We start from the raw sequence: 26102 nt of genomic DNA, 5'->3' as shown, positions 1-26102 counted from the left end.
AAACTGTTTTAAAATATCTTGGGTTAGTTTTGTATAATTTCTTGATTATTTATTTCTACTTGCTCATCATCAATTTTTTTTTCATCTTTTTGTTTTCTCCAGTCAATAAATCGAGTCCATAATGATTTGTTGATATTGTAATCGTGCTCAATGTGAAACTCGCTCGACAAATATTCTCTTAGCAGTTGCATCTTTAGTTTCGTATGTAATTCAGATTTTTCATTATCATCTAAATTTAAACCATCAAAAGAAGTACTTGAAATATCTTTAGCGATAATACCTATTTTAGAAAAGTTTAACTTTTGATGATGTATTTCCATTATTTTTATAAAAAATATTTTTGTTATTTCATAACATACGAATATAATAGATGTAATAACTAGCACAAATGGTAATCTACTCCAAAATACAGTTGCTATATCCATATCTTTTTTTATTGTATAAATAGTAGTTAAATCAACAGTACCTTTTAATAATATGTATGTTAAAAATACTATTAGAAGCATTGGTATCATCGAAATAATAGTATATAATTTAATATTGTTGCTACCTTCTTTTAAAAATTCACTAAGCTCATAAGCAAATAGATTGTTGTTATTTTGGTTCTCTTTTAATATATCCTTTTCATTAGATATTTTTTTATTTAAAGAAGAAGATTCTTCTTCCCTTTGTTCTATACTATTTTTTATATCTGTTAAATTTTTATTTATACTGCTTTCTTGAGTTTTTAGCTCCTTTACAATTATTTTTAAAGATTCTGAAGACTCTGTATCTGATTTTATTGAAGATTTAAGTTCAATTAATTGACTGGTTAAGTCAGAGATGATAGATTTTTTTTCAGTGATGTCATTTCCAATAACTTCTAAATTTTGTTCTGTTTTTTCTTTTTTAGCATCTAAGTTAAGATTTTCAGTTTCAATAAAATTTATTTTACTTTTGTAAAATTCTTCAAGTTCTTTTTTTACTTCTTTACTTTCTTTAAACAGTGTGGAAATTGATGATAGTTCTGTAAAATTGTATCCATGTATAGTGATAGATTGTAAGTTTATTCTTAAGATCCTGAAAGGAGGTTTAATAGTAAAAGAAGAGATGACTCTATTGATATTAACTGCAATATGTTTATATTGTTTATAGTTTTCTATAGGTTTTTTAATCTTTTCCCCTGTAAAGTAGTCTGTTATTTCTAAAACTATATTTTTCAAGTTATTATCTGAAGACTTTAAACAAATCTTCTCAATAAAAATAGGCTCTTTTAAATGAAAATCATACTTTTTATTTTTCAGTTTATATGTAAAAGTTTCATCTGCATTGTTGATTAGTTTGGATTGCATATTGTTGTTATTACTTATAAATGTTGCATCTAGTATTAGCGTGTCTATATCATATAATTCTTCAATATCATTTTTTATTTCATTTAATTCTTTCAATTTATTCCTTTAAGAACAGTGACTATTTTGTTAAATTATATCTTTTTTTGAGTAAACTTGAAGATATATTACAAAATGCCATGAAAAGTAAAAACATTCTTTACCGTGTATTATTTTATTTGTTATGAGCGTTAGAGTCCTCTTTCCGATAATTGCAGTAATATTCATCTCATTAGTCTATAATAATAAAAAGGAGTCAAAAATGAAACTGCTACTTCTCATAGCCTTGCTATTTACACTCTCAGCATGTACAACTAAAATAAAAGTAAATAAAGAAAAGTCGGATAATAGGAGTAGTTTTTCAGAGGTTTGGAAACAAGTGGAGTCTGACCCTTTAGCAAAACTGCCTCAGAGAAGTGTTTCATATTTTAAACTCTTTACATTTAAAGAAGACATGATCCTTCAAGATGCACATAGAACGCTGAATGAGCATGCAGATATTTTACCCGCTTTTGAAAAACTGGCTCATCCAAATGGCATCTGCTTTAGAGGCATCTGGGAAATAGAGGAAGAAAACATATACAGCGGTTATTTTAAAAAGAGCAGTAAGGCTCTCATTATTGCAAGAGCATCTACTGCAACCTCAGATACTCTCAGAGGGAGCAATAGAGCGTTTGGATTTGCTGGAAAACTATTTGCTTCGATAGATGCAAATGAGGTAAATAGTGAGAACAGTGCAAACTTTTTTCTTATAGATGATTTAGGAGGTACAGATGCTAAACATTATAAAGATGTAGTTATGAGTAATGAACCTGACATAAGCATAAACTTTAGTATAGTCAAAAATTTGCTTTATGCTGTGAAAGTATCTCAAGCTTTTAAAGAAGCAGATACTAATCCTGGCATCAGACAACTATATGAAATATCTCAACTCGGAGAGAAATGGAGTAAAAATATCGTTACTCCAAAATGGATGAAGTTAGAAGCAGCGGATGATAAAAGAGTAGATGCTAAAGATTTCCGCGATGAGTTGAAAATCCAAAAAAATGAAAAATTAGTTTTCAATATTTTTGTAGCAAACAAAATGACAGGTACTAACAAAGCGTGGCAAAAGATAGGAACTATAACACTATACAAATCAGTAGTATCTGCATCGTGTGACCAAAGACTGCACTTCCATCATCCAAAATGGCGTTCGGATTTAAACTATGGAGATAAATAACAAAACCTAAAAACTCTTAAAAGCCTCTGTTAGTTTGTTGTGAGCGTTAGTGGTTTTAACTGCGAAGCGTAGATGCTCACTTGTTAAAAAATCAAAACTTTCACAAGGTCGTATAAGTATTTTATGACGGAGTAGATGCTTAAATATCTCTTTTGATTTTTTTGATTTTACCAGTATAAAATTTGTATCACTTTTGTAGATTTTATCAAAAAGTTTTGAGTTTTTTAAAATGTCAAAAAGTTCTTTTTTTTGCTTTTTATGAAGCTTTTTAGATTTACGCCCAAACTTCTTATCCATAAGCCTTAAAGTCAAAAACTCAGAGTCAAAAGATGAAATATTCCAAATAGGAATTTTTAGTTGTTCAATATTTCGTTTTTGTGAAAAAATAGCACCTATTCTTACTCCAGCACAAGCATAAAACTTAGAAAATGATTGGATTATATATAGTTTTTTGTAATTATCTATTTGATTTCTCAAAGAATGAAGGTTTTGGAACTCTAAAAATGATTCATCTAAAATAATAGTACATTTTTGCCTCTTCCAAAGGGCAAAAAGCTTACTCAAATCATAGTAAATCGCATCTGGAGTTGATGGATTTACAAACACTACAACAGAGCCTTTTTTTGGTTTTTTATAGAGGTTTTTAGAGCGGTTTATTTTTATAACTTTTGCCCTTTTACTAAGTGCTTTTTCATACTCACCATATAGCGGAGCATAGAGGTAAATTCTCTTTGCATCTAGGGATTGAAAAAGAGAATGTATAGCAGTTGTAGCACCATTATAAAGAGCGATTTGATTCTTTTTTATTTTGTATTTTTGAGTGATTGTACTTCTTAGATGTGGGTAAGAGGTGTTAGCATATTTAACTACCATGTTATCAGTTAGTGTTAGGTTTATTTTTTTAGTATAAAGATTTATGTTTGAAGAAAAGTCTATTATCTCATCTGCTTTACACTTTAGTTTATTAGCATATTTATATATGTTAGCACCATGTTTCATCATAACAACTCTTTTGCTTTGTTAGTGTTTTTGTATTCATAAACTCTCTTTAGAGCGAAAAAATGAGAGGCATTTTTCATATTTTTTATGAGTATATTTCTATCTATTTTTTTAATTGCTCGTTGATTATATGTTTTTAAAAATATATTTATAGCGTAGTTATTATCTTGTTTTATCCCAAAACCGACAAGCCCAACTGCCGTGTCAAATACAAAAGAGCCACACGAAGAATCTATAAAATCAAAAACTCCGATTTTCCCCCCATCAAAAACAGTATTGTCTTTAAAAATATCTCCATGAATTATGCCATCATTTTTAGGAGTAAAATCTTTTAAAAACTCAAACTTTTTATAGTAAAAGAAATAGTTATTTTTTGCATAGTTTAAAGCTTCTTTTATTTCATTTTTAAAAGTATCTTCTACTTCACAACTATTTTTCCAACTCACTAGATGCGTCTTGGCTAAAAATCTTGCAAGTTCTTGAAGATGATAGGCTTTTATATTTTTTGGTTCATCTCCTTTTAACATTTCATATAGATACCACGCATCTTTTTTATCAAGCATTAGCGGAACATTTAATCCAGATGCTTTTAAAGTTTTTAGTAGTTTAGCATCTAGAGTTATTTTTTGTAAGATATCTCTTTCGTACTTTTTTAAAATATAGGAGTCATTTTTGGTATGAAGTATGTAAGTAGTGTCGATGATGCCTGAACTTGTTGGAGTAAGTTTAACAAAGCCATAAGATTCAAAAAGTTTGTTTATGGCATCTAGGCTGATTTTACTCTTTACACCCATACGCTAGATGCTCTTACTTTTGTTTATAATAAGATATATGAAAAACGGACCGCCAATAAGAGCTGTCACGATGCCAATAGGAAGTTCACTTTGAGTTTGTAAGGCTCGTGTAATTGTGTCACAAAAAACAAGAAAAAAGCCACCAAATAAAGCTGTTTTAACTATGCGTTTGTTTACAGGTACAGGGTATAGTTTTGTGACAATATGAGGGATAATTAAGCCTACAAAACCGATAGGTCCACTAATGCTTACAAGTGTTCCGATGGCAAAAGAAGAGATGATAAGTAAAATAAATGTGATTTTTTTTGTATTTACTCCACGGAGTTTTGCACTTTCATCAGAGATGCTAAGAAGTTGAAGCTCATAACGAAAAAGATAAATAACGAAAAAAAGTATAAGTGAAATAATACCAATGGTGATAGGGTATGTCCAACCAATAACACTAAGTGAGCCCATAGTAAAACGAAGTAACATATCGTTTTGCATAGTGTTTCCAAGGTAAAACAAAATCATCAAAGCAGAAGTGTAAAAAAGTGAAAGAGCGATGCCTAAAAGTAAGAGTGATTCATAGTGAGAGTTTTGCAAATACTTTGCAAGAGTGATAAGTAAAAGTATAGTAAACATGGCACCTAAAAAACCAAAGATGCTAATAGCGGCGATGCCAAAAGCTAAACTTCCAAGACCTAGTTTTATAGCGATTCCAGCACCCAAAACAGCACCACTCGAGATGCCTAAAGTATAAGGAGTCATAAGAGCATTTCTAAAAAGTGTTTGAAATAGCAAACCACTTAAAGCTAAGATGACTCCTGCAAAAAAAGCAAATAAAACTCTAGGAATTCTAAGATCGAAAAATATGGAATTATCTAAGGTACCATTTATAAAAACTTCACTAACCTTTAAATTAAATGCACCTAAAAAAGGAGATATTATAAGAATAAGCAAAAGAAAAAACCAAAGAAGATATCTACTCATAACTAACCGCCAAGTCATTAAAGTCAACCTCATAAAGTTCTTTTAAATTTTCTTGATTGAAAAAATCTTTTTTATAGTACATGGCTTTTGAATCTTTGATAAATAAAGTATCTGAGTCTATAAATGAGGCTAGATGCAAATCATGCGTGATAAGAATAACTTGATGATAATCTTTTAAACCTTTGATATGTTGAGCGATAATCTTAGAGTTTTTAGGGTCTAAATTTGCAGTTGGTTCATCAAAGATGATAATCTTACTTTGTTGAGTTAAGGCACAAGCGATTAAAACAAGTTGTGATTCTCCTGAGCTAAGAGAGTTTATAGTGTGGTTTTTAAGATGTGAAATATTTAAAAATTTTAAAGTTTCTTTTGTGATTGTTTTATCTTTATCTGAGTAGTCAAAAAAGTTTTCTTTATGTGCAAAACGACTAAGGAGTACAAACTCTTCAACACTAATATAAGCATCATAAACTTCAAGTTTTGCTGGAATATATGAGATAAGTTTTGCTCTCTCTTTTAAAGAATACTCCTTGATATTTTTGGCATCTATACTCACACTACCCTCATACTTTATGAGATTACAAAGTGCTTTAGCCAAGGTACTTTTTCCAGAACCATTTGCCCCAAGAATACTTAGATGACTCTCAATATTTAAAGATATATTTGTAAGTATAGTTTTATTGTCATATTTGACACTTAGAGAGTCGAGACTAATCAATTTGTATTCTTGTTTGGTTTTGATATATTTTTAGGGCAGTTAATACAACCAGAATCTAATATATTAAATATATATTTATCTTTATAATATTTTTTTTCTATAGCAAATACTTTGGTATTATTTTTGTCTTTTTGAAAAACAAAATAAAGCTTCATATTGCTTGATATCGGTAAGTATTTTGTTTCTTTAGTTATTTTAATTTCATTAATTTCTTTAGTTTTAGAAAGTAAAATATCATCATAAGGACTAATCTTTGATAAAAATTTCTTATTTAAGAATAAATTTGTAGTTGAATTTTGATCATTTATTGAATTATTCCATATATCAGTATTTGAGTTATGTAGTAAAGTGAATGAAAGTACACTAATAAAGAAAAATACTGCAATGAAAAAAACAATTGGTCTAGTGTCTTTTATTGAAACTTTTTTTAAACTTTTGATTAAAAAGAATTCAGCAAATATATAGCTGTGTATAGTTGGTATCATTATGATAAGTAATAAATATAAAATATACTCTTGAATATTTGAGTGTCCATAATATAGCATTAAACCCCCAAAACCACAAAGAAGAGAAAGAGAAAGAATAATAAAAATTTTATTACTGTTATTAAAATATAGATCATAAAGAGTAACAAAAAGGTAGGCTATAAAGATTGGAGCTACTGCTGACATACAATAAAACAATATATTAGATTTTAATAGTTCTATATGTAATATTCCAAGACTTGATAATAATAGAATACTCATAAATATAAAAAAAAGAAATGGTTCATTAAGCTGTTTATCTTTTACTTTTGTTATAAAAAATACAGGAGAAGCACCAATGATAGCTATAACATATATTAAAAGAAGAATTATTACAGGAAGTAATAAAATTACAATAATTAAACTTGCGTTTGATAAGCTGATTGAAAATATATATACATCTAAAAATGCAGTGTGGTTAAAGTTAAAAATCTTTGTAAAAGTCCAATAGTCTAATAAGCCAAAAAAAACGATTAAGAAAGGGACGAATATCTTAATACCCATGGTATATAAATCATAAATATTTTTTACAATATTATTTTTTTCTTTTTTATACAAATCATCTTTTATTCTCTTTTTTAGATTGAATTTATTTTTAATCATTAACATAAAGCATCTCTGATGGTATCAGTGGATATAAACATAGGCATTATATTTGTATCTTTATCAGGTGAGTTTATAGCTTCAAAGCCAAGTTTTTTATACCATTCATGTTTTTTATCTTCAGCATCTAAGTAAAGTCCTTTAGCTCCGACTTCCTCAGAAGCTCTTAAAACGAGCTTAAAACAATGCTTTAAGAGTTTAGAACCATAACCTCTGTTCGCATATTTTTTATCTACTCCAAGCATTATTATCCTAAAAACAGGTACCGAACTTGGTGAAGATTTTAGAGGTATCTCAAAAGTAGATTTTTGAATGCTAAAAGTTGTTATTGTATAAAAACCGATAAATCTTTCTTGGTTATTTAAATCAAGTAAAATATAAGCAGCTGAATAGTCATTTTCAACTTGTTTTTTCATAGATTTTTTTACAAATCTATTTATGAGATCGTGGTTACAATCAAATTGTCTTAACCCATTGTAGGTTTTAGCAAAATCAAATCTTTCGATTATTACATTATCGCTCATTTAAATCATCTAGCTTCATTAAGTTATTCAACTCTTTAGTAGCTTTTGGAGGATGATTAATTATGTTCATAAATTTTTTATACCCATTATTGTTTAACGATAGTGATTCAGATTGTTGTATAACTTCTCTTGCTTTTTGAGTAGCAGCTGAGATGATAAAAGCTGATAAGTCCATTCCTTCTAGCGTTGAAGCTATCTTTAGCATCTCTTTTAACCCAGAGTTTATTTTAGTGTCAAAACGAGAATCTTTGCTAAATCCAATATCTACTTGTGCTGTTTGCATAATCTATCCTTTACGGTTGATGTACGGTTATTATATCATATTTTACGCTATTCTTTGTTTATATAGATGCTGTTGAAATTCTATAAATAATGAGCTTATATTTGCAACATCTCCTAAAATAGCTTTTGCATCTTCTAGTGATTGGTATTTACTTTCTAGTAAAATGGGAAGTTTATCTTGTGAAAGTTCTTCTACACCACTTTGGATATACTTTGATAAAACAAATTCTATAAATTCAGCTTGTTCTTTATTAAGAAGAGCAAATATACTTTTTTTAGCTTTGTTTACTCTATCTTGTCTTGAAATCGGTTTTATATCACTATCAAACACATACTTTAAGACATCAAAAATATCACTGTTATGGGCATCTATAAGCTTTTTAAGAGTGTTTAACTCATCTGCTCCGAAACCTGCTTCATTTAGTTTTTCTAAAAGCACTTTTCTAGTTAATGGCTTACTCCAAATAGTTCTTAGTTCTTCTTCATTTTTAAAAAACTTTGGTAACTCTCCAAAAAGATTTTGTAAAAATTCTTCACTAGAGATTGGCTTTCCATCAGCACCCCAAAAAGAGGTAGAGAGCATATGCTGTATCTCTCTCTCTTTTCCATCGCTTAGTTTTACTTTGATTTTTTTAGGTTTTGGATTTGGCTCTTTTGGCTCACTTGGAGTTTTTGGCTCATTTGGCGAAGTGATTGGCTCTGGCTCTAAAGGTTCTCCATCCCACTCTGGGTCTGAGAACCTTTGATACGCATCTACAAAATCATAAATCGTAAAAAACTCTTTGCCATCAAACAGCCTAGTTCCACGACCAATTATCTGTTTAAACTCTATGATTTGTTTTACTGGACGCATAAGAACAATATTACGAATGTTTCTAGCATCTACACCTGTTGATAGTTTTTGAGATGTTGTTAATATGGTAGGAATTAGTTTTTCATTATCTTGAAACTCTCGTAAAAATTGTTCGCCTATTTCGCCATCATTGGCAGTAACTCTAACACAATACTGAGGGTCTTTACTTGTTTTTTTATATTGGTTTACTAAGTCACGGACAGCGGCTGCGTGTTCTTGAGTGGCACAAAAGATGATAGTTTTGTCATTTTCATTTGCCGCGTCCATAAAGATTTTAACTCTTTTTTCTTCTCTTTGTTTTATCTCTATAATCTTGTTGAAATCTTCCTCTTTGTAAAGTTTCCCTTCTTCTATTTCACCTTCTATAATATTGTCATCATTGGTATATAAGTAATCATCAAGAGTTGTTTTGATTCGTTTTACTTTAAAGGGCGTTAAAAAACCATCATTTATGCCATCTTTTAAAGAGTAGATATATACAGGTTTACCAAAGTAATCATAAGTATCTACATTATCTTTGCGTTTTGGAGTTGCTGTAAGCCCTAGTTGAACAGCAGGTGCAAAATACTCTAAGATGCTACGCCAATTTCCTTCATCATTTGCTCCACCTCTGTGACACTCATCGATGATAATAAAATCAAAATAGTCTTTTGGATATTGCCCAAAATAAGGCTCATCTTTTTCACCACTCATAAACGACTGAAAGATAGTAAAAAAGATACTTCCATTTGTTGGGATTTTACCACTCTTTTTTATCTCTTTAGGTTTTATACGAACCATCGCATCTTCACTAAATGCTGAAAAAGAGTTAAAGGCTTGGTCTGCTAATATATTTCTATCTGCTAAAAAAAGTATGCGAGGTCTTCTCTTTGCATCTCTTTTTAGGTTCCACCTTGTGTGAAAAAGTTTCCATGCTATTTGAAAGGCTATGGCTGTTTTACCTGTCCCTGTTGCAAGTGTTAAAAGTATGCGGTTTTTGTTTTGCGCGATTGCTTCAAGAGCATTTTTAACTGCTATTTCTTGGTAGTATCTAGGTTGCCATGTTCCACTTTTGTTTTCAAAAGGGATAGATGCGAATTTCTCTCGCCAAAGGTTTTGGTCTGAGTAAGTCTTCTCCCAAAGTTCATCAGGTGTTAAGTAACTTGAAACTAAACTCTCTTTACCTGTTTTCATGCAGATGCTATAAATCTCTTTACCATTAGTGGAGTAAGTAGTTTCAAGTGAAAGTTTTTGTGCGTAAAGTTTTGCTTGTGCAACACCCTCGCCAACTTCTAACTCACTTCTTTTTGCTTCAACAACAGCAAGTTTAACACCCTTGTAAACTAAAATATAATCAGCGATAAGTGCCTTAGTTCTACCTCCACCCACTTGGATGCGACCATCAGTAATGCGACAAACATTCTCTTCACGAAGAATCTTAGAATCTTCTACAACTCCCCAACCACACGCTTTAAGTTTAGGGTCTATAAGTTCAGCTCTTGTTTGGGCTTCATTCATCATCATTACCTATTTTAAAAAGATTTGTTTTTGGTAGATAGTTCTTTTTTGTACTTACTTTTCTGCCTAACTCTTTTTCAGTTTCAGCTCTTGCATTTCCAGCGACTGCTCCACCACGAGAGGCTACTTTTTTACTTTTTTCTAAAGTATCTGGTTTTTCCTCTTTAGAAATTTCAGTAGTTACTCTTTCGCCTAACATAGAAAATATAAGTTCTAAATCATCCATGTGATCACGAAGATTTGCATTTGATTTTTCAGGTAAGTTTTTATGAGTTTTGTATTCGCTTGGAGTCATGCCAAAAGTGGCTTTTGAGATTTCAGCTGTTAAAATCGCAAAATCTTTATGCTCTTTTATACCTCTCTCTTTCCACTCATCTGTAAGATTTTGACGAATAGCAATTCCACGAAGTCGTTTGTCTATCCAGTCTTTTGGATAACCTTTTTGCTCATAAAGAATTTTCATACGCTCTTGTGCTAGTTCAGGGTTTTCTATCTCTTGGATGCGTTCATGTCCAACTTGTGCTAACCACTGCTTAAAAGGTTCAGCTTTTTTTGATGGTAGGGACTGGATAACTCTAAGGATGCCTTTTGTGTTGGCACAATCTGTTTTATAGTTTTTGCCATCTTTTGCTAGAAGTTTCAGTTGTACCCAAATTGGGGACAACTGAAGTTTAGTAAATTCTCTATCTTTAACTTTCCCCCAGTATTGCCTAGGAGTAGGGCTATCTGTAAGAACTTCAATGATATCAACTACAGAGTAAAACCACTCATCATCTTCCCAAATTCTTCTAATCTCTTTACTTTGAAATATTACTAATTTGTCGTTTTTATTCATGTTAGTTCTCCATTAAAGGCTTTTTGCAAGATGGATTTTTTTAATTCTTCTAGGTCTTGTAGTTTTTTGGTGTAGATGGATTCTAGTTTTTTTGTTTGTTCTTGGAGGGTGTTTAGTTTTTTTACTATTTTTTGTTGGGTTTTGATTATTGGTAGGAAAATTGGAATATTTTTTATTTTTGTTAAATTTAGGTTTTTTTGACGAACACCTCTTCTAAGACTTAAAATTTCTGGTTTAATAGAGTTAATAGAATTTAAAATAAATATTAAGTCTATATCTTTATTTGGGTGTACTCCTGCAATTGCTTGATTAAATGTTGCATCTCTATCAATTATTGACATTTTTAATGCAGCTGTATCATACATTCCTATCAGTAATGAGCCTTGTGGAAATAGTTTAGCAGTTGAATTTTTAATAGCTAAATTATTTATATATCTTTTAGGTTTTACTGTAAATAGTTCATTTAATTCGCCAGATGAATACCAGGCTATATTTCCTTCCCAATATTCTTTTTTTGAACGAGATGGAGTTCCTCCACTTTTTACATTAGCTAATTCACCTAAAGTTTTCTCTTCCCACCCCTCACCTTTATTCTCAAAAACACCTTGCAAATAAGATTCAAAAAGCTCTTTTGCGTTTTGTAAGTTTAACTCTGCATTTTCTTTTGCCTTAGCTATCGCCAAAAAAGCCTCATCTAAAATAGCTACTATTTTTTCTTGTTCTTGGAGAGGAGGGAGTACAATCTCAAAATTTCTTAGATATCCTAGTCCCACAAATTTTTGGGTTGTTCCTTTCGCATCTCTAAGCATTTTCTTTATTACTTGCTCAGAGTCTAAAAAATATTTTAAAAAATGACTATTTTGATTATCGGAAACTTTAAAGAGAGCTACATTTTTTATGGCAAAATCAGGTTCATTTTTAATGACAATAGGATTACCAATTGTCCCAATCATAGCAAATAAAATATCACCTACATCAACTTTACTTCTTTTGTTGATATTTACATAATCAATATGTGAAATATATTTAACTTTATTATAATTTAAAGTGTCCTGTTTTAGATTTTTTGATGTAATTAAAGGATAACCTTCTTCTATGTATCTAGGAGAATCGTGCGTTCCATCTCTTACATCATATACATCGCCAAGCCTCCGAATTTCCCACCCCTCTCTCAAAGCACTACCCTTATTTATCATTCTTAGTTTCTTTTTTACTTAAAAGTTTTTTAGAATTACTAGCATTTACAATAGCCTCGCCTGTTTCTTTTTCTATCTCTAGTCTTGCTGATTTGGCAGCATTGCCACCTTTTTTTGCTACTTTTTTGTTTTGTTCTAAGCCTTGTGGTTTTTGTACCTTTGAAATCTCTGTTGTTGAAGCTTCTGCTAACATATTTAAAACTAACTCTAAGTTAGACATGTTATCTCTTAGGTTCTCTTTTTTTAAACCTTTAAAAGCCTTGTATTCTTTAACGCTTTTTCCAGTCCAAGCACGAGTAAGCTCATTTGTTAGTATGCCAAACTCTAAACCCTCTTTTACCCCTCTTTGTTCCCACTCATCAGTTAGCTCTTTTCTAACTTCTATACTCTTTAGTCTTTGGTTTACCCACTCTTTTGAGTAGCCTTTATCTAAGTAGCTTTTCATCGCTCTATCAAAAGCTAACTCAGGGTCTTCTATCTCATCTATTCTTTCGCTTCCAACTTTGGCTAACCACATCTTAAATGGTTCAGCTTTTTTTGATGGAATAGATTGAATGATTCTTAAAAGTTCTTCTGTATTTGCGACATCAGTAAGACGCATCTTTCCATCTTTAGCTAACATTTTCAACTGGTGACAATTTGTCACCGTTTCATTTCCTTCATTTTTTAAACGCTCTTTTAGCTTATTCCAATACTTTCTTGCCGTTAAATGATTTTCTTGTTCAGTTAAAATAGCTACTATATCAATAAGAGAAAAAAAACCATTTTTCTTGACTCTCATCCCAATGGCTCCTAACATTTTTTGTTTCAAATATTTGGACTTTATTTTTCACACTAAGCCTTTAATAGTTTTAAGAATATTTTCACTCTCTTTATCTAACTCCGCCATAGCTTTTAAAATCTCTTTTGGTTTTCTTAGAGGTGCTTCTTCTGGAGTATTTGGATTTTTAGCACTCAAATCATAAGTAGTTTTATCTATATCTTTTAGTTTTAAAGTCCAAGAGTTTTCACTATCAGCTTTCGTTTTTTGTAACTCTACAAACTCTGCTAAATCTTTTGCATTTAGAGGGTTTGTTTTTCCTAGGTTTCTATCAAGGTTAAGAGAGTAAAACCAAACTTTTTTTGTGCTAAGACCTTTATCAAAAAAGAGAACGACCGTTTTAACACCTGCACCTGTAAAAGTACCTGCGGGTAAGTCTAAAACTGTATGCAAATTACAAGATGTTAAAAGCTCTTTTCTTAAGGCTATAGATGCATTGTCTGTGTTACTTAAAAAAGTATTTTTTATAACTACACCTGCCTTGCCTCCCGCTCGAAGTATTTTGATGAAATGCTGTAAAAATAGAGATGCAGTTTCTCCCGTTTTTATGGGAAAGTTTTGCTGAACTTCTGCTCTTTCTTTTCCGCCAAAAGGTGGATTTGCTAAAACAACATCATAACGGTCTTTTTCTTGTATGTCTGATAAATTTTCGGCTAAAGTATTTGTATGTATGATGTTTGGAGCTTCAACACCATGGAGTATCATATTCATAATGCCGATAATATAAGCTAGTGACTTTTTTTCTTTTCCATAAAAAGTGTTTTTTTGTAAAGTTGTAATGTCTGAAGTAGATAGTTTTTTACTTTCACTTAGGTATGCAAAAGCCTCAACCAAAAAACCTGCTGAACCTACCGCTCCGTCATAGATAGTATTTCCTATCTTAGGATGTACAACTTTTATGATGGTTTTTATGAGAGGTCGTGGAGTGTAATATTCTCCTCCATTTCGCCCTGCATTTCCCATGTTTTTGATTTTACCTTCATAAAGATGGCTCATCTCATGCTTTTGTATATGTGTTTGAAAACGAAGTTCGTCAATGTGGTTTACTACTTCACGCAAATTATAACCACTTTGGATTCTGTTTTTTAACTCACTAAATATTTCACCGATTTTGTACTCAATAGTGTTGGCACTTGCAGCATTTGCTTTAAACTTTTTAAAGTAAGGAAACAGCTCATTGTTTATAAAGTCAGATAAATCATCACCAGTTAAAGCATCATGGTCGATTTTTCCATTTGATAGTTTTGGAGCAGCCCAAGTTTTCCATTGAAACTCAGATTTTATAATATTTGTGTAAGTTGTTCCCATAAGTTCACAAGCTGTTAGTTTATCTTTTTCTAAATCATCAAGGTACTTTAAAAATAAGACCCAAGAGGTTTGTTCTACATAATCAAGCTCACTTCCACACCCTGCATCTTTGTGGAGAATATCGTCTATATTTTTAAAAGTTTGTTCAAACATATTTTATTTCTTCTTCATAGTTAGTTTATTAGTTTCACTATTATACACTACAAAAGAAGAGTAAGGAATAGAGTAAGAAAAAGCTTCTTCTAACGATATGTTTTTTACTATTGAGATAAATGTTTTTATAACACCACTGTGAGTCATAACTAAAATATTTTTGCTTTGCGTAGATGCTAGGGTAGTGAAAAAAAACTTCTCTACTCTTGCTTTAAAATCTTCTATGCTTTGTCCATCTAAGGCATCTATAAATTGAATAAAATTTTCATATTTTAGTGAGTCTTTTGTACAAATCTCATCAAAACTAAGTCCTTCATGTTTTCCCCATGATTTCTCTCTTAACTCTTTTGTGTAGGTTATGGCATCTGTACTTATAAATGCTTTTAGTGTTTCTTTTGCACGAAGAAGGTCAGAACAGTAGATGTCATCAAAGTTTGAGGCTTTAAAATGTTTGCCTAAGTCTTTGGCATCTGCGTAACCTTTAGTTGAGAGTCCAATGTTTAGATGCCCGTTATAACAACCTAGATATTTTTCTTCTACTTGGGCGTGGCGAACAAGAGTTAAAGTCATAGTCCAACACCAAGTAAGATGGCATTTAGTAAGATAAGTTCTGTAACTTCAATAGTAAAACCATAAATATCTCCACTAAAACCACCATATCTTTTTACAAAAAATGTTTTTATAACAAACAAAATTAAAATACTTAAAATAAAAAGCCAAAAACTAAATAGACTTAAAACCATGATATAGATAAAAGCTATGAGAACATGAGAACTTTTTAGCTCTTCTTTTGCTAAGGTACCCATGCCATTTTTAGAAATATAAGGAAATAAGTAGATAGCCAAAACAGCATTAAAACGAGAGAACATAAGAACTACTGGCAAAAGATAGTAAGCTTCAAAGGCTACAAAGGTAGATGCTTTTAAAATTAAAAAAACGATACTAAATATCATGCCCATTCCACCAGTATGAGGGTCTTTCATAACTTCAAGCGCTTTTTGCTTGGGTACAAAAAGTCCATCTATGGTGTCACTTAAACCATCTAGATGCAAGGCTCCTGTTAAGATAACTAAAAGTGTGAAAATGATTATGCCTAGATGCTCTGCTTGAAAATAGTTAAAAAGTAAAGAGTGAGTTAGCCATAGAGCAACCCCAAGTAAAAAACCTACAAGTGGGTAAAACATAACAGCATAACCGTTAATACCTTTGTAAAAATTGTGAACTTTAAAAAAAGGTAGGCTTGTTAGCATACTAAGAGATAGGGCAAAACCTTTTAGAATATTTTTCATTTTATTCTCGTAGAAATTCCAGCGATAGTATGGTAAACCTCATCGCAATTTTGGGATATTAGCTGAGAAATTATGCCACTAGCATCTATGAAATCACTGGCTAGTTTATTTTGAGGAATGATACCTGAACCAACATCATTCAAAACAAAAACTATTGTTTGTTCTAGTTTTAGAATTTTTTTGAGTTCTTTTTTCATATCCGCTAAATTAAAACCATGATGAAACATATTGTTTATCCACATACTAACACACTCAACTAACACAGGAGTTTTGTTAGCTTTTATACTTTTGTATATGCTAAGACTCTCTTCAACGGTGTTAAACTTATCGTGTCTGTTTTTTTTATGCTCTTTTATCCTTTCTTTTATACCCGCATCTATAAACTCTGTTGTCGCTAGATAGCATGGTTTAGAGCTTGAGAGTTTTAAAATATAGTTTTGAGCATTTACACTTTTACCACTTTTAATACCACCTATAAAAAGAGCTTTCATCTTTTTACATTCCATATATTAGAAGTTCTATGGCTTCTAAAAGTTGTTCATTTGTTATATTATTAGCCTTTGCATATCCTAGAGATGCCCCCGCTCCTACGCCTTCTTTTGCCTCACCTTCATCATATTTTTTTAAAATCGGGATCTCTGTTTGCTCAAAGGAAAATGAGGTGTAAACAGCATGCGGAGTGTAGCTAAGTTGTGAGAGTATCTTTTTAATATCAGAGTTTTTATCATCAACTACCCAAGCAGTAGTGGCTAAAGTTATATTTTCACTTTTAACTCTTATGAAAGTATCTTCTTTTAGTCTGTCAGCTACTAAAAGACAAGCTGCCATCTGTGTGCCTCCAGCTAAAACGATATGAAATCTTCTTGAAGCTTCTATGATGAAACCTGCACAAAAGATAAGCATATTATCACTAACAAGAGAGAGTTTTTCAAAGTTATTCATCTCATCATTCAAGAGTGCCATTGCTTTGTTGATAGTTTGGTTTTTTATATCATCTGGTACATTTAAAAAACTTGATGAAAAATCATCTCTTAAGCCATAACCCAAAGCTAAAGCAGTAGTTGCCGCTGTTGTTGTCCCGCTAGGCGTACTTTCTCCTAGTATGAGATAATTTCCTCTTAACTCATAGTTCTTCCCTGCAATCATTCCCTTTTTAAACATCTCTTTAGCATCTATCTTTGCTCCCGTTGTTATTGACTCTGAGGGGGAGATGCCAAAGTTCAAAATAGGTGTATTTTGAGGTATCGCATCTAGACCAAGATTTAAAATTTCAATATTTGAAAATGGTACAAGATTATGAACTGCTCTTGTTATGAGTGCTGGAGTTGGAACGCCTGTTGGAGTTTCAGCCAAATCAGGCATAGAGAAAACTTTTTCATTTATTATAAATTCAGCATCTAAGGTTGGGGTTAGTGGAATTTTCCCAGGGATGCCAGCTTGAGTTATACCCTCTATTTCACAAGTTCTTGTGATAGATGCCCCTAGTAAAAAGTCAGCTTTTCCTTTTGGAAGTGAATCAGTTTTGTTTGTAAAAATATTTAGTGTTTGCAATTAGTTTCCCTTTTTATAATTGTTGTTCATTTCAAGAAAAAGTCTTTTAATCGTTAATGCCACACGATGTGATGGAATGTGTAAATAATCTTCATCAACGATAGATATGTTTTTATTTCTTGAAGCATTTGTAGGTAAGCGATACCAAGCTTTAAGGGCTTTTTTAATATCTACATTTGGTTCTGTTGCATGTGAATGTAAAATGATAATTTGGTCGGGATTTAAAGCTATGATATTTTCATAATTTAGAACTGGTTGAGAAGTGGAGTTTGAGCTATAAGCATTTTTGTTTCCACTAAGTTTTATGATATCTTCAAAAAATATGTTATGTCCTGCTATGTAAGTCGATGAGCGTAAGTCTTCTCTTAAGCCATAAACTATCATAACGCTATGTGGAGCTATGTTTATAGGAGCATTCTTTATCTGGGCATCTATACTTTTTATAAGTTTTTCATACTTTTTTGAAGCTATTTCAGATGCAAGTATTGTTATTGATTTTTTAATATTTTCTATATTTTTCAGATTTAGCATCAAAGTTTTAATTTCAAAATATTTTAACTTTTCTAAAGTACTTTGATTAAAACTTTGTCCAACTACTAAAGTAGGCTCAAGTGCTAAAATTCTTTCAATATTTGGATTTTCATAACCACCTACTATGGGAAGCTTTTGCGCTTGTTTAGGGTAAAGAGAAAAAGAAGAAGTCCCAACAAGAAAATCACCTTTTTCAAGTGCATAGACTATCTCAGTTATGGAGGGGCTAAGAGAGATGATTCTCTCATTAGCACTTAGTATAAAGAACGATAATAGAAGTAAAATTAGTGTTTTCATATTACCTTTAGTATTTTAATTTAAAACCAACGAGAGCAGTTGTTGTAAAATTTACAGGATAAATAGAGTCGTTTCTTATCCAAATACCATTTTTTTGATTAAACAGATTATTTATTTTAGCAAAAACTTCCCAAGATTTTTTAGCATAAGTTGCTGAGAGGTCTGTACTCATATAAGCATCTTGTTTTTGAGAGAAGTTATTGTTGAAATCATTTGCAGCGTAAGCTTGAGAGCGATAAACTTGTGTTAGGGCGATTGTGCTAAAGTCATCTGGCATAAACCCAAGAGTTACTTTAACATTATGGTCTGAAACACCTGGTAGATGCTTCCCAGCATAATCAAATCCTCCCTCTTTTTCTTCATCTATGATAGCTTGAACATAGTTATAATTTAATGCTAAACTCCATTGTTTTGAAACAAGCCACATATCATATAAATCAAGCCCATATTTGTGTGACTTATCTATATTTGTATTTTTATTTGCTGAAGACAAAAGCGGTTGATAGTAGATTTCATCTTGTAAATCAATATAATAAGCTGTGATTTTAAACTTATTCGATTTTGTTATATAGTTAAATCCAAGGTTAAAGTTATTTGCCTGAGATGGATTTACATAACCTAAAAATACTCCTGTATTCCACTTAAAGAGTCTGTCTAAATCTGCTGATTGATAAGTATGTGCATAGTTTACAAAGATTGATTTTTCATTATCAAAAGTGTAGTTATATCCAAGTTCTGCGCCATGAAGCGTATCATATTGATTATCTCCTGTTTTACTCTCAAATGAAACTTTTTCATATCTATAACCAGCTTTAATAGAAGAGTTGTTTAGGGCATAACTACTCATAATATATCCAGCATTATTTTTCTTTGTTAAATCATTCTTTGGATTTTTTCTATTGTAGTTGTAATCATCATATCCAACTGAGAGATTGAAACTCTCACTTTCATAATCCACTTTTATCTTAACGCTGTCATACAGATAATGCGCTGGATCTCCTGAACCGTATTGAGATTTTTTTCTCTCTCTTGAACCATCTATATTTACAATAAGCTTATCGTTTATGTCATATCCCACTCCAGCACTTAGTGCATCTGTATCATAAGATTGTTGTGTAAAAGCAGACCAAGCATTACTCATTTGAGTTGGGTCTTCATCATACTCTGCTTGAGTTAAACTCCCAGCGTAGATAACATCTGTTCTAGCACTAGAGATTCCAGCTCTTAATTCTAAACTCTCAATAGGTCTATATGATATGTTGAGTGTTGCTGTTGAGAGTTGGTTTTTGTCTTTATTTCCATTTGTATCAATATCTCTAATACCATTATTTTTTTGAGCTTCACCACTTGCAGAAATAGCTAGTTTATCATCTTTGTGACCAAGATAAAATGAACCAGATGCTGTTCCATAAGTTCCTCCATAAAATGAAAGTTCTTTGTCATTGTTTTGTTTTGTAGTAATGTTGATAACACCAGCATTCGCGCCATCTCCCGCAACTACAATACCACTAGATTTTATAATTTCAATGCGACTGATAGATGTTGGTGAGATAGATGATAGTAGTTGAGGCACTCCATCTACATTGTTTAGTTTTCTACCATTAACTATGATAACGATATTTTGATAGCCATCTCCACCATATCCACGCATATCAAGTTTTTGAGAAAAAGGATTTCCATAGCTAGGTGTTGCTGTAACAGAAGTTTGTTGGTTTAAAAACTCATATACATTTCTTACATTGGCTTTTTGGATATCTTTTTGTGTATAAACTTCTACGGCATCTGTAGATCTTAACTCATCTGTTTTTATGGCAGTTGAGGTGATACTTAGTGGATTTAAAACTATTGTTTTTGTGTCTTGGGCGTTAAGAGAGCTTAAAAAAGCGACTAAAACTAATGATAGTTTGATTGTTTTTTGCATTATTATAATGTCCTTAATCTTTTAAATTTTATAGTATAAATTTTATAGATTACTTCACTTTGTTCGTAATGACAGTCATTGCGAGGAGGTACGATGAAGTAATCTAGATTAAGTTGAAGGCGGTGAGGTTATTTTAATTGTTAGTGGTTTTCCACTAAGAGTGGCAGTTGAAGAGAACATAGCCACAATTTTTTGTTGTGAAACATGGGCTTGTATTGCTGCTAAGGAGAAGTAATTTTTACCAAAACCTTTAGGGCTCATCTTTGTATCTCTTTTGAATTTTTTTGCAAGTATATCAAAAAATCTGATAAAATACTTTTATGAAACTATCGCATTTAAAACAAATAAAAAACTATCTACTTAAATTTAAAAAAATTTCTGCCATTTATAGAGTAAGTGATACCATTATAAAAATAGCTTTTGATAAAAATGATGAGCTTTACTTTGAGATGCAACGCTCAAACTCTAAGATGTTTAGATGCTCCTCTTACGCTCGTTCAAAAGTTTATAATGCTCCTTTTGATGTCATCTTGGCAAAACGCTTTAACAGAGCAAATATCTTAGGAGTGGAGCTTTTAAATGATGATAAAATCTTAAGATTTACTACCTCCATAGCATCTGCATATAAAGAAGAAACTACACTTTTACAGTTTGAATTTACTGGCAAATACACAAATGTAGTTATTTTAGATGAACATGAGGTCGTTCTTGAAGCCTTGCGTCATGTTGATTTGTTTTCTTCATTTCGTGAGATTAGAGTTGGACAAAAACTTTTAAATGTTTTACCTGCTCCTTTTGTGGCAAAAGAGTACCCACTTGAAGATGTAGAAAGATTTTTATATGATGAGTATGAAAAGGAAGTAAAAAACAGATTAGACTCGCTTAAAAAACAAAAGATTCTTTTTTTAAACAAAAAGCTTAAAAAACTACAAAAACTTTATGATTTACTTGATGATGAAACAAAACTAAAAAATGAAGTGCAAAAGTGTCAGCACCATGGGAATATAGTTTTAGCAAATATTCACAATATTAAATCTTATCAAAAAACTTTAAATTTAAATGATTATGATGGAACACCTTTGGTAATAGAACTCCATAAAGAGCTTTCAACCCCTGCTTTAATGGCATCTTCGCTTTTCTCAAGAAGTAAAAAAGCGAAACAAAAAGTTAAGCATCTATACATCGAAAAAGAGTCTTTAAGTTCTAAAATAGCACATATTGAGCTTTTTATACATACGGTTAAAGAGGCAAAAGATGTGGCAAAGATTCAGCTTCTTTTTCCTCCTAAAATTCAAACAAAGAAAATAAAAATAAATGATTCTGTTGAAATATTTTGGATAGAAGGCTACAAGGTTCAACTTGGTAAAAATGAAAAAGGCAATATAGAAGTTTTAAAAAATGCAAGAGCAAGAGATATTTGGGTTCACATGAAAGAGCGTCCATCTGCTCATGTTATCATCACAACTGATAAGCAAAATCTACCTTTAAAGATTATAGATGCGGCTGGAAGGTTGTGTGTAGATTTTACAACAATTCAAAAAGATAAGTTTTTGGTCGATTATACTCCTAGAAGAGAAGTAACTATACAAAGTGGTGCAAATGTGTTGTACAATAAGTACAAAACAATAGAGGTAGATACAAGAACATAAATTTAAAATAACTTTAGTCGCCTCAGCGGCGCAAGCGGAATAAAGGGACTAGTTCCTTTATGGGACTATTAGAGTAAAAGGTCCCTTGAATTTATGAAATAAATTAAAGGAAACATTATGGCTGTTGGTGCGATAGGAAGTGCAATCTTTACAAATCAAATGACAGCAAGTGTATCTTCTGTACAAAGTGCTCATAATAATCGTGTTGATTTTCAAAACATGGTCGCTCAAGCTGCTGTAAATGAAAAAGATGAAAAAGTTTTAGAAGTTCGTCCTGCTGAAGAAAATCATGAAGTTGATCCAGATAGAGAACATGAAAAAAATGAAGCTGACCAAGAAACAGCAAGAGCAGAACATGATGAAGATGAAGAAGATGAAAAAGAAAACGAGTTCCCCATTTATAAACTAGATATTAAAGTGTGATTTGGTATAATTCATAAATTACAAATTATAATATTTAGGAAATTTCATGAACTTTTTAAACTCTATGAATGTTAGTAAAGAAAGAGTTGTCACAGGTTTTTCGCTTATTGGTTTTGTTTTACTCATAGGTTTTATAGACAACTTTTTTATGATGTGGGCATTTCTTGGCGTAGTTTATCTTTTAGCTTTTAAAGAGGCTCAAAAACTTTTTGAAGTAAAAAATGATTCTCTTCTCGTTATTGCTCTTGGTGTTTGGCTTATGGCTGGCATCTATCCTTATGGTGATGACCTTTTTGTTTTAGCTGGAGTTGCTTATGCAAGTGCTATCGCTTTTAACAAAGAACTAACTTGGAATAACTTTTTTCCTTTTATATATCCAACCGCTGGAATGCTTTTTATCTTTACAATGTACCAAGAGTATGGCGTCATTTCACTCCTTTGGTTACTAGCAGTAGTTGCTTTGACTGATGTTGGTGCTTACGCCGTTGGTAAAAGCATGGGTAAAACACCATTTTGTGAAACTTCTCCAAACAAAACTATGGAGGGTGTTGTTGGTGGCATAGTCGTTGCAACACTTGGTGGAATGTTTGTAGGTTTGAGCATAGTTGATTTAAGTATATCTTTTATCATCTCATTTATGGTTGCAACAAGTTCTATTTTTGGTGATTTATTTGAGAGTAGTTTAAAAAGAAGTGCTGGAGTAAAAGATAGCGGTGACATTCTCCCCGGACATGGTGGCATACTCGATAGAATAGATGGTTATCTTTTTGGTTCGATTGTGATGTTGGTTTTACTTCGTGGGCTTGTATAGGTGATACTTTTAGGCTCAACAGGTTCAATAGGTGTAAATACTTTAAAAGTTGCTAAAAAATTCAATATAAAAGTTGAAGCCTTAGTTTGTGGAAAAAATATTAAACTTCTAAATGAACAGATTTTAGAGCATCAACCAAAAGTTGTTGTTGTTGCAGATGCAAAAGATATAAAAAATGTAAATCATAAAAATGTTTTTTCAGGTCAAGATGCTATTTTAGAAGTTATAAAAGATGCTAAATCAGAGTTAGTCGTTAATGCTCTTGTCGGTTTTTTAGGTCTTCGTCCTACACTTACAGCCATAGATGCAGGTAAAAAGGTTGCACTTGCAAATAAAGAAAGTTTAGTTGCTTGTGGAGCATTTATAGATGTAAGTAAAATCCAACCCATAGATAGTGAACATTTTGGGCTTTGGTATTTGATGCAAGATAGACCAGTCCAAAAGATGATTATCACGGCAAGTGGTGGAGCTTTTCGTGACTGGGATATTAACAAACTTCAAAATGCAACTTTGGCAGATACACAAAAACATCCAAACTGGTCGATGGGGCAAAAAATAACCATAGACAGTGCAACAATGGTAAACAAAATATTTGAACTACTTGAAGCAAGATGGCTTTTTGGGGAAGGTCAATACGACGCTATCATCGAAACAAAATCCCTTATTCACGCACTTATAGACTTTAAAGATGGCTCAACTACGGCTCACTTTGCAAACGCAAGTATGCAACTCCCAATAGCGTATGCTCTAGATGAACGGATGGATGAGCAGATTTTAAAACATGTTGATTTGCTAGAAGTCGGAAACTTAGAATTTAGAAAAATAGAGAAAAATCGTTATCCTATTTGGGAAATCAAAGAAGAACTACTAAAAAATCCGATAAGAGGCTTAGTAGTAAATGCTGCAAATGAAGTTGCGATAGAAAGATTTATAAATAAAGAAATAGGTTTTATGGATATTAGTAAAACAATCATAAAAGCTTTTGAGAATTTTTCGCAGATGCCTAATAGTGTTGATGATGTTTTTGCTTTAGATAAAGAAGTAAGAGAGTTTATTAAAGGAATAGAATAGATGACTGATCAAATAGATAAAGCTACTAGTGGTGGCGACCTGCTTACATGGGGAATAATGTTTGGTCTACTTGTAGTAGCTGCTATTGGTCTAGCTATTTGGGATAAGAAATTTCGAGAGGAACAAGGAAAATGATTCTTAGTATAGAAAGTAGCTGTGATGATAGTGCTATAGCCATTACAGATATAAAAACAAAAAAACTCATTTTCCATAAAAAAATATCTCAAGAATTAGAGCATAGTGTTTATGGCGGTGTTGTTCCTGAACTCGCAGCCAGACTTCACGCTGAAGCTTTACCAAATATTTTAGCAGAGTGTGAACCTTATTTTAAAGACTTAAAGGCAGTAGCAGTAACTTCTACTCCTGGATTAGCAGTAACTCTTGTTGAGGGCGTAACGATGGCAAAGGCTATTGCAGTTGCTCTTGATATACCTCTTATTGGGGTAAATCATTTAGTTGGTCATATTTACTCTTTGTTTATAGATAAACCAACACTGTTTCCGTTAACAGTTCTTTTAGTTTCTGGTGGACATACTCAAGTTATGCAAGTAAAATCATTAACAGATATACAAACCGTTGCAAAAAGTATGGACGATAGTTTTGGAGAGAGTTTTGACAAGGTGGCTAAAATGATGGGGCTTGGTTATCCCGGTGGTCCACTTATAGAAAAATTGGCAAAAGATGGAGATAGAAAAAAGTTTAACTTTACTATTCCTCTTTCACAATCTCCTCTTATAGCTTTTTCATATTCTGGACTTAAAAATGCAGTTAGATTAGCGATTGAAAAAACACCAAAAGAAGACTATAAAGATATTGCTGCTTCATTTGAGCATATAGCATCTGCTCATCTTACACAAAAATTAAAAAAATATTTTAAAACTACTGCTCCAAAAACTTTCGCTATTGTTGGTGGGGCTAGTGCGAACCTTTACTTACGCTCTCAGATAGAAGAACTTTTAAAACCACATAAGGCAAAATTACTTTTAAGTGACCTAAAGTGGTGTTCTGATAACGCGGCAATGATTGGAAGAGTAGCAGTAGAGATGTATGAAAAAGAGATGTTTAGTGACTTAGAAAAGTTAGCCATATCTCCAAGAAGCTCTTTATAATCTTAATCAAAACTTAATAAAAAATAGCATAAATCTAAACAAGACAATTTTTATCCGATTTAACATATAATTCCCCCGTCCAATTAATAAATCACTTATAATCTATAAAAGTGATTCTCTTTTTGCTCATTTAAGTATGAAGCAATAAAAGCAAAAATAAAATTTAAACTAAAACACAAGGAGCCAAAATGGCAACAGTAACTTTCAAAAATGACATCGTATGTAATTTAGCAGGAACAGAAATAAATGTAGGTGATGTAGCACCAGTAACAACAGTAGTAAACTGTGATCCAATGCTTCAAGATGAGCAAATCGGTGGAGAAGGTAAAGTTCAACTAGTAGTAGCAGTACCATCTTTAGATACAGGTGTTTGTGACGCTGAAACAAGAAGATTTAACACTGAAGCAGCATCTTTAGAAGGCGTTGAAGTTATTACAGTTTCTATGGACTTACCTTTTGCAGCAGCAAGATGGTGTGGAGCAGCTGGAATCAGTAACTTAAAAGTATGTTCTGACTTTAGAAACAAAGATTTCGCTAACAACTATGGTGTTCTTTTAGCTGATGGTCCTTTAGCTGGTATCACTGCAAGAGTTATTTTTGTAATCGGTAAAGATGGAAAAGTAACTTATAAGCAAGTTGTTCCAGAAATTACAACTGAGCCTAACTATGAAGAAGCTTTAGCAGCAGCAAAAGCAGCTTTATAAGATAACCCCTCAACATAACTAAAAGATTATTTTCATAAAAGCTACTTTTCTTCCCCCTGAGTAGCTTTTTCTTCCACTT

At 31.8% G+C, this 26102-nt stretch carries 27 protein-coding genes; 8 read left to right on the top strand and 19 right to left on the bottom strand.

Annotated elements, in window-relative coordinates; all coding sequences use genetic code 11:
• Positions 1-23 precede the first annotated feature (23 nt).
• Complete coding sequence (locus MOV50_RS05840; RefSeq protein WP_321779459.1) at positions 24-1427, bottom strand: hypothetical protein; 1404 nt, start codon at positions 1425-1427, stop codon at positions 24-26.
• A gap of 202 nt (positions 1428-1629) precedes the next feature.
• On the opposite strand from MOV50_RS05840, the gene MOV50_RS05835 reads away from it, so the two are divergent.
• On the top strand, positions 1630-2589 hold the full coding sequence (locus tag MOV50_RS05835; RefSeq protein ID WP_321779458.1) for a hypothetical protein: 960 nt from the start codon (positions 1630-1632) through the stop codon (positions 2587-2589).
• Between the two features lie 6 nt (positions 2590-2595).
• Here MOV50_RS05835 and MOV50_RS05830 read toward each other — a convergent pair whose 3' ends face one another.
• From MOV50_RS05830 to MOV50_RS05745, 18 genes are read right to left on the bottom strand one after another with little or no spacing between them, the layout of a single operon-like run.
• Positions 2596-3591, bottom strand: a complete 996-nt coding sequence (locus tag MOV50_RS05830) for an aminotransferase class I/II-fold pyridoxal phosphate-dependent enzyme (protein WP_321779457.1) — start codon at positions 3589-3591, stop codon at positions 2596-2598.
• Positions 3588-4382, bottom strand: a complete 795-nt coding sequence (locus tag MOV50_RS05825) for a phosphotransferase (protein WP_321779456.1) — start codon at positions 4380-4382, stop codon at positions 3588-3590. Before MOV50_RS05825 ends, MOV50_RS05830 begins: the two co-directional genes overlap by 4 nt.
• Positions 4383-4385: 3 nt before the next feature.
• Positions 4386-5354 carry an iron ABC transporter permease gene (locus tag MOV50_RS05820; RefSeq protein ID WP_321779455.1) on the bottom strand — a complete coding sequence of 323 codons (969 nt, stop codon included), beginning with the start codon at positions 5352-5354 and terminating at the stop codon, positions 4386-4388.
• Positions 5347-6072 (bottom strand): ABC transporter ATP-binding protein, encoded by a 726-nt coding sequence (locus MOV50_RS05815; RefSeq protein ID WP_321779454.1) that lies wholly within the window; start codon positions 6070-6072, stop codon positions 5347-5349. Before MOV50_RS05815 ends, MOV50_RS05820 begins: the two co-directional genes overlap by 8 nt.
• A complete protein-coding gene (locus MOV50_RS05810) occupies positions 6069-7199 on the bottom strand; it encodes a hypothetical protein (protein ID WP_321779453.1) in 1131 nt (376 codons plus the stop codon). Before MOV50_RS05810 ends, MOV50_RS05815 begins: the two co-directional genes overlap by 4 nt.
• Positions 7199-7723 carry a GNAT family N-acetyltransferase gene (locus MOV50_RS05805; protein WP_321779452.1) on the bottom strand — a complete coding sequence of 175 codons (525 nt, stop codon included), beginning with the start codon at positions 7721-7723 and terminating at the stop codon, positions 7199-7201. Before MOV50_RS05805 ends, MOV50_RS05810 begins: the two co-directional genes overlap by 1 nt.
• A complete protein-coding gene (locus tag MOV50_RS05800) occupies positions 7713-8006 on the bottom strand; it encodes a DUF1778 domain-containing protein (RefSeq protein WP_321779451.1) in 294 nt (97 codons plus the stop codon). Before MOV50_RS05800 ends, MOV50_RS05805 begins: the two co-directional genes overlap by 11 nt.
• A 42-nt stretch (positions 8007-8048) precedes the next feature.
• Positions 8049-10355 (bottom strand): EcoAI/FtnUII family type I restriction enzme subunit R, encoded by a 2307-nt coding sequence (gene hsdR, locus MOV50_RS05795; RefSeq protein WP_321779450.1) that lies wholly within the window; start codon positions 10353-10355, stop codon positions 8049-8051.
• Positions 10348-11190 carry a Bro-N domain-containing protein gene (locus MOV50_RS05790; protein WP_321779449.1) on the bottom strand — a complete coding sequence of 281 codons (843 nt, stop codon included), beginning with the start codon at positions 11188-11190 and terminating at the stop codon, positions 10348-10350. Before MOV50_RS05790 ends, hsdR begins: the two co-directional genes overlap by 8 nt.
• Positions 11187-12386: a restriction endonuclease subunit S gene (locus tag MOV50_RS05785; RefSeq protein WP_321779448.1), complete on the bottom strand. Its 1200-nt coding sequence runs from the start codon at positions 12384-12386 to the stop codon at positions 11187-11189. Before MOV50_RS05785 ends, MOV50_RS05790 begins: the two co-directional genes overlap by 4 nt.
• Entirely contained in the window at positions 12376-13167 is a 792-nt protein-coding gene (locus MOV50_RS05780; protein ID WP_321779447.1) for a BRO family protein, read from the bottom strand. The genes MOV50_RS05785 and MOV50_RS05780 overlap by 11 nt, the downstream gene beginning before the upstream one ends.
• A gap of 48 nt (positions 13168-13215) precedes the next feature.
• Entirely contained in the window at positions 13216-14667 is a 1452-nt protein-coding gene (locus MOV50_RS05775; RefSeq protein WP_321779446.1) for an N-6 DNA methylase, read from the bottom strand.
• Positions 14668-14670: 3 nt separating this feature from the next.
• A complete protein-coding gene (locus tag MOV50_RS05770; protein ID WP_321779445.1) occupies positions 14671-15237 on the bottom strand; it encodes a histidine phosphatase family protein in 567 nt (188 codons plus the stop codon).
• Complete coding sequence (locus MOV50_RS05765; protein WP_321779444.1) at positions 15234-15956, bottom strand: adenosylcobinamide-GDP ribazoletransferase; 723 nt, start codon at positions 15954-15956, stop codon at positions 15234-15236. The genes MOV50_RS05770 and MOV50_RS05765 overlap by 4 nt, the downstream gene beginning before the upstream one ends.
• Positions 15953-16447: a bifunctional adenosylcobinamide kinase/adenosylcobinamide-phosphate guanylyltransferase gene (locus tag MOV50_RS05760; RefSeq protein ID WP_321779443.1), complete on the bottom strand. Its 495-nt coding sequence runs from the start codon at positions 16445-16447 to the stop codon at positions 15953-15955. Before MOV50_RS05760 ends, MOV50_RS05765 begins: the two co-directional genes overlap by 4 nt.
• 4 nt (positions 16448-16451) lie before the next feature.
• Positions 16452-17507 (bottom strand): TIGR00303 family protein, encoded by a 1056-nt coding sequence (locus MOV50_RS05755; protein WP_321779442.1) that lies wholly within the window; start codon positions 17505-17507, stop codon positions 16452-16454.
• The gene (locus MOV50_RS05750) at positions 17508-18335 is read right to left on the bottom strand and encodes a helical backbone metal receptor (RefSeq protein WP_321779441.1); all 828 of its coding nucleotides are present in this window, start codon (positions 18333-18335) and stop codon (positions 17508-17510) included.
• 7 nt (positions 18336-18342) lie between these two features.
• Positions 18343-20256 (bottom strand): TonB-dependent receptor plug domain-containing protein, encoded by a 1914-nt coding sequence (locus MOV50_RS05745; protein WP_321779440.1) that lies wholly within the window; start codon positions 20254-20256, stop codon positions 18343-18345.
• 320 nt (positions 20257-20576) lie between these two features.
• Between MOV50_RS05745 and MOV50_RS05740 the strand changes: the two genes are divergently transcribed.
• From MOV50_RS05740 to tpx, 7 genes are all read left to right on the top strand, one after another.
• A complete protein-coding gene (locus MOV50_RS05740; protein WP_321779439.1) occupies positions 20577-21905 on the top strand; it encodes an NFACT family protein in 1329 nt (442 codons plus the stop codon).
• A gap of 117 nt (positions 21906-22022) precedes the next feature.
• Entirely contained in the window at positions 22023-22328 is a 306-nt protein-coding gene (locus MOV50_RS05735; protein WP_321779438.1) for a hypothetical protein, read from the top strand.
• A gap of 46 nt (positions 22329-22374) precedes the next feature.
• A complete protein-coding gene (locus tag MOV50_RS05730) occupies positions 22375-23139 on the top strand; it encodes a phosphatidate cytidylyltransferase (RefSeq protein WP_321779437.1) in 765 nt (254 codons plus the stop codon).
• Entirely contained in the window at positions 23140-24210 is a 1071-nt protein-coding gene (gene dxr / locus MOV50_RS05725; protein WP_321779436.1) for a 1-deoxy-D-xylulose-5-phosphate reductoisomerase, read from the top strand.
• Positions 24211-24345, top strand: a complete 135-nt coding sequence (locus MOV50_RS05720; protein WP_321779435.1) for a hypothetical protein — start codon at positions 24211-24213, stop codon at positions 24343-24345. It begins immediately after the preceding gene.
• A complete protein-coding gene (gene tsaD / locus MOV50_RS05715) occupies positions 24342-25319 on the top strand; it encodes a tRNA (adenosine(37)-N6)-threonylcarbamoyltransferase complex transferase subunit TsaD (protein ID WP_321779434.1) in 978 nt (325 codons plus the stop codon). Before MOV50_RS05720 ends, tsaD begins: the two co-directional genes overlap by 4 nt.
• A gap of 188 nt (positions 25320-25507) precedes the next feature.
• Complete coding sequence (tpx, locus tag MOV50_RS05710; RefSeq protein WP_321779433.1) at positions 25508-26023, top strand: thiol peroxidase; 516 nt, start codon at positions 25508-25510, stop codon at positions 26021-26023.
• Positions 26024-26102 lie beyond the last annotated feature (79 nt).

It is taken from the genome of Sulfurimonas sp. (assembly GCF_029027585.1).
Classification (GTDB): Bacteria; Campylobacterota; Campylobacteria; order Campylobacterales; family Sulfurimonadaceae; genus Sulfurimonas.
This window is presented reverse-complemented; position numbering and strand designations above follow the sequence as displayed.